This is a genomic window from Kineosphaera limosa NBRC 100340 (assembly GCF_000298215.1).
Classification (GTDB): Bacteria; Actinomycetota; Actinomycetes; order Actinomycetales; family Dermatophilaceae; genus Kineosphaera; species Kineosphaera limosa.
Genome location: NZ_BAHD01000018.1, coordinates 86,494 through 99,162, shown reverse-complemented (window position 1 = coordinate 99,162; position 12,669 = coordinate 86,494). Strand labels below are relative to the sequence as shown.

8 protein-coding genes are annotated in these 12,669 nt (G+C 73.5%); all 8 read right to left on the bottom strand.

Annotation, left to right across the window (positions count from 1 at the left end; genetic code table 11):
- Window positions 1-160: 160 nt before the first annotated feature.
- The 8 genes from KILIM_RS06640 to KILIM_RS06605 are packed head-to-tail and all read right to left on the bottom strand — an operon-like array spanning window position 161 to window position 12,669.
- Entirely contained in the window at window positions 161-1,723 is a 1,563-nt protein-coding gene (locus KILIM_RS06640) for a hypothetical protein (RefSeq protein ID WP_006591880.1), read from the bottom strand.
- A gap of 4 nt (window positions 1,724-1,727) precedes the next feature.
- Complete coding sequence (locus KILIM_RS06635; RefSeq protein WP_006591879.1) at window positions 1,728-3,980, bottom strand: hypothetical protein; 2,253 nt, start codon at window positions 3,978-3,980, stop codon at window positions 1,728-1,730.
- Window positions 3,981-4,029: 49 nt separating this feature from the next.
- Entirely contained in the window at window positions 4,030-6,441 is a 2,412-nt protein-coding gene (locus KILIM_RS06630; RefSeq protein ID WP_006591878.1) for a phage tail protein, read from the bottom strand.
- Window positions 6,442-6,451: 10 nt separating this feature from the next.
- The gene (locus KILIM_RS06625; RefSeq protein WP_006591877.1) at window positions 6,452-8,785 is read right to left on the bottom strand and encodes a putative baseplate assembly protein; all 2,334 of its coding nucleotides are present in this window, start codon (window positions 8,783-8,785) and stop codon (window positions 6,452-6,454) included.
- Window positions 8,786-8,795: 10 nt separating this feature from the next.
- Window positions 8,796-9,200: a GPW/gp25 family protein gene (locus KILIM_RS06620; RefSeq protein WP_006591876.1), complete on the bottom strand. Its 405-nt coding sequence runs from the start codon at window positions 9,198-9,200 to the stop codon at window positions 8,796-8,798.
- Window positions 9,197-10,870, bottom strand: coding sequence for a hypothetical protein (locus tag KILIM_RS06615; protein WP_006591875.1), 1,674 nt, complete (start codon window positions 10,868-10,870; stop codon window positions 9,197-9,199). The genes KILIM_RS06620 and KILIM_RS06615 overlap by 4 nt, the downstream gene beginning before the upstream one ends.
- Before the next feature lie 3 nt (window positions 10,871-10,873).
- The gene (locus KILIM_RS06610; RefSeq protein WP_006591874.1) at window positions 10,874-11,596 is read right to left on the bottom strand and encodes a phage baseplate assembly protein V; all 723 of its coding nucleotides are present in this window, start codon (window positions 11,594-11,596) and stop codon (window positions 10,874-10,876) included.
- Window positions 11,593-12,669: a phage late control D family protein gene (locus KILIM_RS06605; RefSeq protein ID WP_006591873.1), complete on the bottom strand. Its 1,077-nt coding sequence runs from the start codon at window positions 12,667-12,669 to the stop codon at window positions 11,593-11,595. Before KILIM_RS06605 ends, KILIM_RS06610 begins: the two co-directional genes overlap by 4 nt.

The window sequence follows — 12,669 nt, the reverse complement described above, 5'->3', positions numbered from 1 at the left end:
CGGGCCGCGTCCGGGTCGGACGGATCCACCCGCAGCCGGCGCACGATCAGCACGCGCCGATCCCGCGCGAGGTCGAGCGCGGGATGCAGCAGGGTCTCGGCGGCGGCCCTCGCCACGCCGGGCGGCGCGGCGGCGCGGAGGCGCTCGACCACGAGGTCGGTCACTGCTTGCCCTCCTCCTCGGCCAGCGCGAGCAGCAGCTCCTCCATCAGCGGCCTGACCGGGTAGGTCGTCTCCCGGCCCAGGCCCCAACTGGCGACGAAGAACACGTACAGCTGGCTGCTCGGCACCGCACCCAGGTCGGGGAGGCCCGCGAGTCCGGCCAGGTCGTCGAGCTGGAGGAGGGTCCGGGGGAACACCTGCTGGTGCACGACGTAGTACACGAACGGACGCCCGAGCTGTTGCGGGGCACGGTCGCTGGTGTGCAACCGCTCCCGCACGGGGTTTCCCTCTTCGTCCTCGCCCCACGGCGCCACGGTGGGCACGGGACGCCGGTGCCAGGAGTCGCGGAGCATCGACTCGGCGACGTCCCAGTCGATGAGCCCACCGAAGCGGGCCAGTCGCCCGAAGAACTGCTCCGGCTTGAACCCCGACGGGATCCCACCCTGCAACGAGTCCAGGCGGAGGAGCAGCCGCTGGAGCAGCGGGATCGCGACAAGCAGCGCGGCCGACCGGTCGCCGTCGAGGCGGAGCAGCCTCTCGTGGAGCGCAGCCAGTCCCTCGCCGAAGCTCGCGACGAGATCGCGGGCGACCGGCAGGAAGCCGGCCGGCGGGAGCAGGCCGAACAACTCGCTCGCCACCGCGTCGGACGCCCTGTTCTCCTTCCACAACTGGTTGGTCTGCTCCGTGAACTGGTGGAACCGGGCCTGCCCTGCCGCGATGCGCTCGTCACCGGTCAGCGTTCCGGTGTTCCCCCCGGCCGGTTCGGGGTGGACGATCCGCCGGCGCGCCGACCACAGGTCGAGGTCGGCGACGGACAGCCCGTCCCACCAGAACACCGCCAGCGGCAGGTCGTCGGTGGTCAGGTCGGTCAGGGTCGCGAGACCGGTCGGGACGTAGGGGTCGAACAGGCCTGCGGGCAGCCCGCCCCAACCGGGGGTGCCCAGGTCGGAGTCCGCCGCCGCGCACCACATCGCCAGCATGTTGCGGCGGTTCGCCGCCGTGACCTCCCGGCCGCCCACCTGCGTCAGTGCGGGAAGCGCGATCGCGCGGAACTCCAGTCCCGCGACCGTCCACTGGCCGGCGCACTTGCCGCCCTCGGTACGTTCGGCCGGCCGCACCGCGATGAGGTGGGCGCCCGCCTGCAACGGCGAGGCCGCGGTCGGCGACGGCGCCGAGCCGCAGCAGTGGAAACCTGTCAGGTCGGGCGCGGTGGGCGCCTCCAGCACGCCGAGCAGCGGGAGGGTGGTCTCGGCACCGAGGGTGACCGGCCGCCCGGACCTCGTGATGCCGGCGCCGGGGGCGACGGTGAGGGTGTTGCCGCCACTGCCTTGCGGCGCTCCGGCCGCAGCCCCGGCGCCGGTGGACACCCGCAACCCCGTGATGATGCCGTGCCCGGCGGCGCGACCCAGAAGCCGGTCACGCTCGCGCGCCGCATCCTGGTCGGCCGTCAGGTCGGTCGCGGTGAGGACGCGTCCGGTGCGGTAGCTCGGCCACCGCAGGCCGGCGGTGGTGCCCGGACTCGTGGTCTCCGGGAAGTGGCTCTGCAGGTTGAACGCGGTCACCGGGTCACCCCCGTTCGATCGTGTGCCGGCTGAAACACGTCACGAGACGCTCGGCCGGGTCCCATCCCAGGAACAGGATCCCCGCCTCATCGATCCACTGGCCCAGGGTCGTTTCCTGGCCCCGCACCTCGACCTTGATGTCGTCGACCGGAAACAGCAGCCGGAGGTAGGCCGGCCACGGGGGCTCCGACAGCTCCGTCCGCTCGCCCACGATCGTCCACACGTTGGGGTAGGTCGGGTGCCGCTGCACCTCGACGATGTTCAGCGGCGCGCCGGTCGGCTCCTCGAAGATCTTGATGCCGACGTCCTGGTCCCGGACCAGCAGCACGTCCTCGACCGCCCCCCGCGGTTGCGGGTGGAACCAGACCTCGATCACGGGCAGCTTCCGGTCCTGGACGGACGGGGTGAGGGTGGCGAACTCGACGGTGGCCTGCTGCGCCGCCGGGGCGGCGCCCACGTCGTCGATGAGGGCCACGGCGTAGGCGTCCACGTCGCCCTCGGCCGTGGCGTTGAGCAGCACGGGCGACCCGGACGCGACCACCTCCGCCAACCTGCGGTCGCCCCCGTCCGACTGGACCACGGTCTCCCCTCCGGGGAAGCGGACCCGCAGCATCTGGCCGTCGCGCACCGTCAAGTGCGTGGTCGGGGTGACCGGGACCAGGCGCCAGCGGTCGCCGAACCGCCCCCCGCCCTCCGGGGCGGCGCGATACTCGCGGCGGGTGCCGTCGTCCAGGTGGACGGCCACGCGGTCCGGGAGCGCGACCGGCGAGGCTCCCTCGGCGGTGAACCAGGCCCGGATGGCGGTCAGGCGGCCGTCCGCGGTGACCGTGGCGGAGAGCTGGGCGAACTCCTGCGGCTGCCCGGCGGCGGCGTCGTCGATCCAGGCCGTGGCGTAGGCGTCCACGTCGCCGTCGAGGCGGGCGTCGACCAGCACGAGGCCCGCCTCGACGGCCTCGGCGAGCGTTCGGTGGTCGTCGTCTCGCCCGACCAGGGTGTCGTCCCCGGGGAAGGTGACCCTCAGGAGTTCGCCGTCGGCGACCGTGAGCCCGGCGGCGTCGGGGGGCACCGACAGCCGCCACCGCTCGTCGAAGGGGCCCGCGCCGACGGGGGCGGCCCAGTAGGACGCCGACGTGCCGTCGGACAGCGTCACCGTGAGGGAATCCGGCAGGCGCACGTCCTCGCCGCTGGTGAACCACGCGCTCACCCCGGTCAGCGTGCCGCCGGCGTCCACCTCCGGCGAGAGGTGCGCGAACTCCAGCGGCCGGACCAGCGGATGCGCCCGCGACCCCAGCAGCTGCACGAGCTGGCCGTGCAGCAGGTACGGACGTCCGGTGTCGTCCGGCGCCTCGAACTCCTCGACCTGCGGGGACGCCACGTCGAACGGGTTCGCGGGCGTGAAGGTGAGGGTCGACAGCAGGATCTCCGGCACGGGGGTCGGCTCGCTCGGTGTCACCACCCCGGGCGGGGTCGTCAGGTCGGGCAGCAGCGCAGGGCGCACCCTGGTGACCCACTGGACGAACAGCCGGTCGAGCACGTCGGGGGCCGCCTCGGCGGGGATCCGGAACCGGCTGGCGCCGGACGGCCACAGGTCGTCGGGCCCGTCGCCGGCCGAGTCGAGCAGGCCGAGCAGGGCGACCAGCAGGTCAGGCTCCTCGGAGTCGCCCTCCGGCAGCCCGGCGACCGCGTCGACCCGCGCCAGCAGGCGGGCGAGTCGGCGGTCGGTGTCCCACCGCGGCATGGGCGGCCGGTCGAAGGTCAGGTCGACCTCCCAGCAATCCCGGATGCGGGAGGGCGTCATCAGCTCGTCACTGCTGCTGCACGGCGAGCCGGGCAACGGCACCAGGGTGTCGAGGACCTGCTCGTAGCGCGCGACGACGTACACGGTGAGCCTCCCGTCGGAGAGGCGGCTGGCGACCGTGCCCGGCTCGGCGAGTTCACGGGCGGCCAGCCACTGGCCCAGCCGCGCGCACTGGGGGCAGCGGATGACCGCGTCACGGCCGAACTGGTCGACCAGCAGGCCGGGGCTCACCGTGACCTCGACGTCGCTCTCGGCGCCGGCGGGTCGGCCGGCGGTCACCTGCAGCCCGTAGACCGTCCCCAGGCCCGCCAGGCCGCGCTGGGCGAGGTAGCGGTGGTACAACCAGTAGTTCTGCTCGGTCACGACGTCGTCGACGCCCAGCACCATGCCGTGGGCGTAGTTGACGCGCTGGTCCGGGCCGGACGTCACCGTGCCGGTGGAGATGCAGGTCTGGGTCATCGCTGGTCCTCTTCCCTGGAGTGGCGAATGCGTGGCGTCTCGGGGCGGGTCACAGGGGTGGCCCGTCGGGGAGGCGGTCGCGGCCGGTGACCATCCGGTCGGTGACGTCGAAGGGCCAGGTGGCGCTGAGGTGGCCGGCGGCCACGAGCGTGAGGTCGAGCACGATCGGCGTGAACCGCCAGCTGTCGCCCAGTTCCGTGTCCAGCCCGAGCCGGGCGGCGTCCACCATGAACGTGCTGTCGTACACCTCCAGGGTGTACTCGGCGTGCGCGGGCTTGCCCTGCTCGACGATGCGCCGGGCCAACTCCACCTTGTCCTGCTCCAGGCAGCGCGGCACCTGGAGGACGAACCGGTGGGCGTTCTGGCGGACGCGGTCCAGGCCCGGGCCGCGGGTGAGGAACCGTTCGACCAACCGGATGCGGGAGCGCGTGGCCGGCACCCCGTGGAGCCGGAAGACGCCGCGCTCGCTCACCGCGGGGTCGAACAGGACGCGCAGCATGCCCACCAGCCCGGCGGGCGTGCCGCGGCGGCGGTGGAAGGCGTCGACGTGCTCGATCAGGAAGCGCCGCCGGTCCACGGGCCAGGCGGGGTCGAGGAGCAACGCGAACCACCGGCCCAGCCAGTCCAGGTCGACGTCCCGGGCCGTCCGCGCGTCCAGCAGCAGGTGGGTGTGCTCGATCTTCTCCTCCAGCACGGTCAGCACCCCTTCCGGGTTGGCCAGCATCCGCTCCAGGAACCGGGCGCCGAGGTCGTGTTCGGCGTAGACGGCGGGCAGGTAGTGCTGCACGTAGGAGAACCGCGGGAACCAGGCGCGAAGCGACCGGATCGCTGCGGACGCGCGTCCGCAGCCGCTCAGCGTGACCCGCAGCTGCAGGTAGCGACCCACGACGTCCTGGAACAGCAGTTCGAGCGTGCCCAGCCCGTCCGGGAGCGGTGCGGCCGGGTCGCGCGGATCCCGCTGGTCACGCCAGGGGTCGGCCCAGGGCAGCTCCGAACCTCCGCCGCGCCGGAGCGGGGCCGGTTGGGTCACCCAGGGCTGGGCGGGGAGCACGTCGACCTCGTCGGCGGCCCGGGCCTCGACCAGGATCGAGGTGCCGGACGGGACCAGCGCGTCCAGCAGCAGGCGGTGCCACACGCACGCGGGCAGTCGGGAGTCGAACGGCTCGCCGGGCAGGTCGCCCACCGGCGGCGGAGTGACCAGGGTGGCGGTGCCGGCGAACCGGCACTCGGTGAACACCCCGACCTCGATCCACCGCTCGCCGAAGTCGTACCACAGCGACCCGGCAGCGCGGACCAGCGCACGGCCCGCCCACCGGCGCAGCGGCAGGAAGTCGTCCTGCGCCACGACCGCGCCCGTGCCGGGGTCGAGGGTGAAGGCCACCACCTGGTCACCCTGGGCGTCGGCGAGGTACAGCAGGGGGTTCTCCAGCGGGCGGGCGCTGCCGGCGGGCAGGTAGGCGAAGTCGTGGGCGAGCAGCGAGATCCGGCGTGGTGTGTGGGTGGGGTCGTCGCTGTCGATCACCTCGATGATGTCGCGCAGCGGACGCGACCACACCAGCGTCTCCCGGGCGAAGCAGTGCACCGTCGAGTAGCCGGGGTCGGCGTCGGACTCCAGCACCAGCACGGTGCCCGGCGGACCGGGCTCGATGCTGACCGGCCGCAGCGGGGTGCCGTCGCCGCCCCGCAGCGCCCAGCCGGGGGTGCTGGGCTGGGTCCGGTACGCCCGGGTCGTGACCGTGCCCTCGGCGTCGAGGTCGGCGAAGGTGCCGGGCCGGGTGTTCTCCTCGCCGGCCACGCGCAGGTTCCGGTCGAGGTGCCAGTAGGTGCCGTGGTCACGGTCCAGGACGAGCACCCCGCCCTCGGCGGTGTCGGCCAGATCCCACGGAGCGAACGGGGCGGCCCCGAAGGTGATCCGCTCGGGTCCCCCGCCGGCATGCAGGTCGAAGGCGAACAACCCGGCGCCGGCCGGCCCGTCATAGCCGACCACGAGGTGATGCGTGGTCGTGACGGCGAGGCCCACCAGCACCGCCGGGTCCACCGGGCAGGTGACCACGCTGCCGAACCGGGCACCGGCGGGGGCACGGCAGCCGCAGTGGGCGTGCAACTCGTCGATCGTCCACCAGGGTGCGGACGCCGCGGCTCCGACTTCCCGGTGGTGGATGGTCCGCCGGTCCGGGCCGATCCAGTACCACGCCCCGTAGCGGTCGCGCCCGGCGCCCCGGCGGGCTTCCGCGGTCATCGGCAGGGTGCGCAGCGCAGGCTGGAAGCGGGCCGTGTCGCGCCGCAGCCGCAGCCAGTCGCGTCGCGCGTCGTACTCCCAGGCGCTGTCGGGCAGGGAGAGTTCCGGCGACGGCCCGATCGCGCCGACGTCGCGCAGCGGGAGGTCGTGGACGGTGTCGAGGCACGCGCCCCAGTCCATCGGCCCGTGCAGCAGGTGGAACTCGGATCCCTGGACGTCCATGGTGGCCTCCTCAGCACGTGGCCGGCACGACCGGCACCGAGACGAGGGTGAGCGGGACGGGCTGCGCCTGGGCCCGCGGGTCCTGGGCCTCACCGGTGCCGACCAGGACGGTCGCGTCCGGGAGTTGCAGCCCGGTCATGGCGACCGTGGACAACGGCGAGACGACCACCGCGGCGCCGCCCGGGCTGGGCAGGGCGGCCGTCATCAGCACCGAGTGCACGTACCGCACCCCGGGGACCCGGGTCGCGACCGCCTCCACGTCCTGGGTGCGCAGGGTCAGCCCGAGGGGCCACCCGGTGCCGTCGAGGCCTCCGGTGAGCGGGCTGAGGAAGGTGCGCACCGCGGTGGCCACCGCCTGCTCCACCACGGTCGGCACCTGGCCGGGGACGGGCACGATGCCGACCGACACCCAGACACGCACGTACTCCGGGCCGCGGACATGCAGTTCGGTCGTGATCAGGCGGCGGGGCTCCAGCCAGCCGCAGACGGCGTTGAGGAACAACCGGTCCGGGCTGGGGGACTGCTGGTTGAGCGGGTCCGACCGCGGCACGACCAGCAGCGTCACCACGCCGGGCACCCTTTCCTCGGGTCCGGCCTGCGGGTGGAACAGGGGCAGCACCTCGACCCGGCCCAGGTCGACGCCGGGGGTGCGGCGGGTGAGGTCGGCGAAGTCGGTGGCGGTCACCAGGCGGTCGCGGTGCCGCAGCCAACTGCTGATGGCGGCCTCGCCGTCGGCCGCCGACTCGCCGGCGCCCGCCCCCCACGTCGGCAGCGGGTTGGTGACCGTGAACCCGCCCGGCAGGGTGGCGCCCTTGGTGATCGCCCCGATCGGCTGGGTGCCCTGCAGGCCCCCGCCGTACCAGTAGCTGGCCCGGACGAGGGCCCCGCGTGGCACGCGTGCGCCCGCGAGGCCCGAGCCGAAGGTGATCCGGCCGGACGCGCGATCGAGGCTGAACGACTGCCCGTCGCGGGGGGCGGCGAAGAGGTCGTCGATCTCCCGCCAGGCGACCCAGGTGTCGGGGTCGCGACCGGTGTCGTCGCGCACCTCGACGACGAGGGGGTGCTCTGCGTCGACGATGACCGGCTGGTTCGCCAGGGTGAACCCCTGGAACGGCGTGCCCGTGCCGAGGCCGAGTTGCTCCGCGGCGACGCGGACGGCCTGGGCGACCCGCACCGCGTTCACTCCGACCCAGGTGATCCGGGTGGAGGGCGCGACGGTCCCTGGCTGCTGGAAGCCGTCGTCGCAGCAGCACTCGTCGTCGATGGCCGTGGCCGTCGCCGGGGCCGGGCCGGGGGCGGGGCCGCCGGACCCCGTGGCCGGGGTGGACTCGGTGGGGTAGCGGAGCCGGAGCCAGGAGACGAGCCGGCTGGAGACCTCGGGGTCGTCGAGCCGCGGCGGGTAGTCTCCGGCGCCCTCCTCGGCCGGGTCGAAGGCCCACACCAGCAGCTTCTCGTACGCGGGCAGCCGCACCTGGATGATGCCGGGCCCCTGCAGGACGGGTTCGGCGTAGCTCAGCTCGAGCCGGCGGTACTTGGCCGGCCCGAGGCCGAACCCCTCGCCGGCCTGCGCGGACGGGTCGGGCTCGGCGATCTCGACGAACAGCCCCGGATCGGTCACGTCGCTGCCCACGGTCGGGGTGACGAGGGCACGCCCCTCGATCCGGGCGGCGGGGTACACGCCGATCGAGAGCACCTGGTTGGCGATGGCGGCCCGGACCTGCGCCCGGTCGGCGTTCGGCGGCGCCAGCAGGGCCAGCCACACGCAGCGGTCGATGGTGCCGTGCTCGGCGTCGGCCAGGTCCACGACCGGGTCCGGCCGGCCGGTGGCGGGGTCCTCCAGGCGCAGGGGCGCGTAGTAGGTCAACTGGGTGGTGTCGGTCTCCAGGAAGGACTCGTACACGGTCCGGTAGCGTTCGCGCGCCTCGGCGTCCGGCTGGTGCGGGCGCTTGACGTAGGCCTGTGCGGTGACGGGCAGCAGCGGCAGGTCGACGGCGGTCGCGAACGGGACCTGACCGGCCCGCAGTTCGGTCCCCGCCGGGAGCACCGGGCCCGCCTCGATCGCTCCCTTGGCGTTGGTGACGGTGACCAGGCCGAGCCCGGGTGTGGGCGGCTGGAGGGCGATCCCCAGCATCGACAGGAACTTGAGGCGGTTGGCCTCCGGGATCCGGTTGCTGCGGTAGAGCAGGTTGTCGGTGAGGAAGGCGAACAGCTCGAGCAGGGTGATGCCGGGGTCGCTGGCGTTGAGGTTGGTCCACTCCGGGGTGTGGACCGCGATGCGTGCCTTGACCTCGGCGACCAGTTGGTCGTAGCCGCGGTTGTCGAGGACGGGGATGTTCAGGCTCACGGGGGCCTCCTCAGGTGTCCCGGCTCAGGGTCATCGACACACGCTCCGCCACACCGGTGGCGACGAGGGTGTAGCTGACGGTGATGTCCACGGCCCGCACGTCGGCCGGGCTGACCGTGGCGGTGACGTCGTCGAGCCGGATGCGCGGTTCCCAGCGGGCGAGGGCGACCTGGATGTCCTCGACGATCAGCCGCAGGGTGGCAACGGTGTTCGGTTCGAAGAGGTACCGGTCGACCCCGCACCCGAAGCCGGGCCGCTGGACCCGCTCCCCCGGCCGGGTGCGCAGGATCGTGGCGAGGCACTCCCGGACGTTCAGCTCCCCGGTCGACCAGGCGACCGAGCCGTCGGGGCCGACGCGGGGTGGAAACGACATCCCGGCGCCGTAGAGCAGCGCCTCGCGGCTGGTGGGGATCATGGCCTGGGTCCCCTCGTGGTGCTGGCGACCATCGGGATCGGGAAGCAGATCTTCAGGAAGGGGAGCCACCAGAACACGATGTTCAGCAAAATCAGGAAGATGAACATCACGATGAAGGCGACCAGGAAGATGATCTGGAGCGACAGCGAACAGATCTTGCCGAGCTGGACCTCGAGGGCCTGCTCCAGTCCCTCCTCCTTCAGGATCTTCGGGGTGACCTGCGTGAGCACCTTGCGCAGGGACGGTGGCATCTCGATCGCGACGCCCCGGTTGAACTGCCTCAGGTTGTTGATGTCGGGCAGCTGCAGCAGGATCGGACGGGCCGGCGCGTCGGCGTCCATCGCGCGGGCCAACTCGAAGGCCCGCGTGGGTTCGCTGAGCACCGGGCGGCACGGCGGGCTGACCCACACCAGGCGGATCACGTAGCGGGGGTCCGACTCCGCAGTCCCGTCGGGGTTCGGGGTGCGTCCCGGCCCGTGCTCACGGATCATCCCCTGCAACTCGGGCGGCAGCGTCGGCGTGTTGCCCTCGACGGCCGCGGCGGCCAGTCGGGTGAGGCTGCCGCTGGTCTGGTGCCCGGCGAGCCAGGCGCCCGGAAGCGGAGGGCTGGTGGCCGACCGCAGGTCGTAGGCGCTGGGCGGGCTACCGGGGGAGTCGTCGCCCTCGGCCAGGGGCAGGTAGTCCGTGGGGACCACCAGACTCCTGAGCGCGTCGGTCAGCGACGTCTCGGTGCCGTCGACGAGCAACTCGACGGCCGTCAACCCGTCGTACAGGGCCTCGGCGGCCGATCCGCCGGGCAAGGCGGTTCCGAGCACGATCCGTTGGTAGACCGCCTTCTGCTCCTGCCGCAGCCAGGCCATGAGGTCGAGCAGGACGAACAGCGAGGCGTAGCCGACGTTCATGCCCGTGGTGCCCGGCTTGCGCAGCTGCGTCCACGGGACGACCACCCGGTCGACCAGCGTGTCGACCGCGGGGTCGTCCAGCGGGCCGAGTCCGAGCGGTTGCCGGAGGGCGGCCAGGGCCGCCGCGGGGTCGGCCATCACGGGCTCGACCGACTGGCGCCGGGCGACCGGGATGTAGCCGAAGTACACCCGGCGCGCCGCCTCGCGGCCGGCGGGCAGCCCCAGCCGGGCGGCGGTGCTGCCCGGCGTCCCGAAGCCTGTGACGGGGGCCGTGTGCAGGGGGTGCTCCTCCTCGCCGTCGGCGAGAGCCGCCCCGGCGACCGGCAGCCACTGCCGGCCCACCCGGGCACGCTCGGTGCCGTCGGGGGCCAGTTGCCTCAGCACGAAGAAGGCCCGGTCCCCCTCCCGTGCCGAGACCAGGTGATCCGGGATGCCGGGCCGTCGGCATGCCAGGGTGGCGGTCACGAGGTAGTACCGCATGCTGAGCGGCTGGTACAGCCGGAACGGGCCGGTCGCCGTGCTGGTCCCGGCGGCGACGCCGGACGGGGCGGTCTGCTCCAGGTCGTCGGCGTGCCCACCCGCCAGGAGCCGGGTGAAGTCGGTGACGAAGTCGTCGCTGGCGAACTCGGCGATCCAGGGCTGGGCGATGCCCGAGGCCGCCGGCCCGACCGGGCCGCGCCACAGCGGGGAGGGGGCGAGCCACTGCAGGTCGGAGGAGCTGTGCTTCGGGATCGGCAGCACCCGGGTGGGGATCATTGTCTGGGTCATGGGTCACCACACGTTCCCGGCGCCGGGGGTGTAGCTGCTGCCGATGACGGTGGAGGCGATGATCGCGTTGCACGAGATGGCCCCCGAGTAGGTCCACATGCCCGAGTTCACGGTCGCGGAGCCGCAGTCGACGGTGATCGTGGGCGCGGAGATCGACAGCTTGCTGGCCGCCGTGAGCGTGACCCCGCCCGGGGCCAGTTCGAGGGAGTTGCCGTTGCTGTCGGACGCCGTGACCGTGTTGCCGGCATCGGAGAGCTCGACCTGCTGCCCGCCCGGTGTCCGCAGGGTGAGCGTGACCGCGCCCCGGGTGTCGTCGAGCGTAATCTTGATGCCGCTGCGCGAGGTCAGCGAGCGGATGTTGTTGTCCGAGCCCACGCTCTCCGGGGCGGAGTCCCGGCCGTTCCACAGCGATCCGACCACGTACGCGTCGCGTGGGTTGCCGGCACCGAAGCTGACCAGCACCTCGTCGCCCACCTCGGGGACGAACCAGCTGCCCCGTCCATCGCCCGCGTTCATCGTGGCGAGCCGCGCCCAGGGGGAGAACTCTGCCGCGTCCGGGTCGGGCGCCCACGGCAACCGGACGCGCACGCGCCCCTGGCCGTGGGGGTCGGAGTTGTCGGTCACGAGCGCGGGGTAGACGCCGTAGTAGTGCCGCCCCGGGTCGCTGACGAGCGCCTGCAGGCTGAGGTCGACCGCATTCGGGTCGAGGCCGGTGTGGCCGCTCATCGCGCACCCCCGATCCCGGGGCGCTCGACGTCCAGGTGCGTGCGCAGCCCTGTGCGGAGGTCGTAGGTGTGCCGGACGCGGGTCACCGTGTAGCGCCCCTCGAACATCGTCCCCAGACCGCCGAGTTCGACCGGCCCCCCGACCCGGGCCGCGGGCGTGCCGCCCGTGACGGCGGTCCCGGTCACGAACCGGCGGGCGCGCTCGAGGTACGCGGCCCTGGCCAGCGCGCGGGCCTCGTCGGCCGCGAGCGGGACCCCGCGCACCAGCGGCTCCGTGCGTCGCCCCCGCGCCTCCTCCAGCAGCGCCGTGCCGGACGTGAGCGAGCCGAGTTCCGCGCCGAGTTCCCCGGCACCGATCGCCTCGTCGATGGCGTCCTTGTCGGCCACCGACCAGCCGGTCGCGCGCACCTCGCTGACTTGGTCGGCGAGGTCGGCCCGAACGGCGAACGACAGCAGGTTGGCGCCGTAGGCGAGCCGGGGGACGTCCGCACCCATGCCGCGTCCCGGACGCCGTGCGACGTGCAGGTCCCGGCCGTCGAGCCACACCTCGGCGTCCTCCTGCCGGGCCAGGCCGCGCAAGAGGGCGAGGTCGGACTGGTTGAGCTGGGCCACCACCGCGCGCTGGACGGTGGGCACATCGACCCGGGCCCGAATCCCGTGCTCCCCGGCGATCCGGTCGGCGACGGCGCCCAGCGAGCTGTCCTCGAAGGTGCGCGTGCGGCGGGTCAGGCGCAGGTCGTAGAGGGCGTCCTCTGCGTGCACCGTCGCCTGTGCCACGTCGTCGGGCCGGTAGTCGGCGGCGATCGAGCTGATGGTGCCGCTGAACACGGTGGTGCGGTCGGGCCCGAGCGCCACCGAGAGCTCTGCGCCGAAGTCGAGCAGGTCGCGGTCGGCGTACAGGAACCCGGGCCGCCCGTTCCGCTGGCCCCAGTTGCGCACCGTGAGCACGCAGCGGCTCAGCCCCACGATGTCGCACTCCACCTCCAGGGAGAGCAGGTTGTCGGCCAGCTCGGGCTGGTCCTGCCCGGCGACGGTCAGGCCCGGGGTGGCGACATAGGCGGCAAGGACGCTCAT

Bases quoted from the DNA above. Each gene is read 5' to 3' on its own strand.
- KILIM_RS06605 (WP_006591873.1), bottom strand. From the start codon at position 12,669: ATGAGCGTCCTTGCCGCCTATGTCGCCACCCCGGGCCTGACCGTCGCC.
- KILIM_RS06620 (WP_006591876.1), bottom strand. From the start codon at position 9,200: ATGATCCCCACCAGCCGCGAGGCGCTGCTCTACGGCGCCGGGATGTCG.
- KILIM_RS06610 (WP_006591874.1), bottom strand. From the start codon at position 11,596: ATGAGCGGCCACACCGGCCTCGACCCGAATGCGGTCGACCTCAGCCTG.
- KILIM_RS06630 (WP_006591878.1), bottom strand. From the start codon at position 6,441: ATGGACGTCCAGGGATCCGAGTTCCACCTGCTGCACGGGCCGATGGAC.
- KILIM_RS06635 (WP_006591879.1), bottom strand. From the start codon at position 3,980: ATGACCCAGACCTGCATCTCCACCGGCACGGTGACGTCCGGCCCGGAC.
- KILIM_RS06615 (WP_006591875.1), bottom strand. From the start codon at position 10,870: ATGACCCAGACAATGATCCCCACCCGGGTGCTGCCGATCCCGAAGCAC.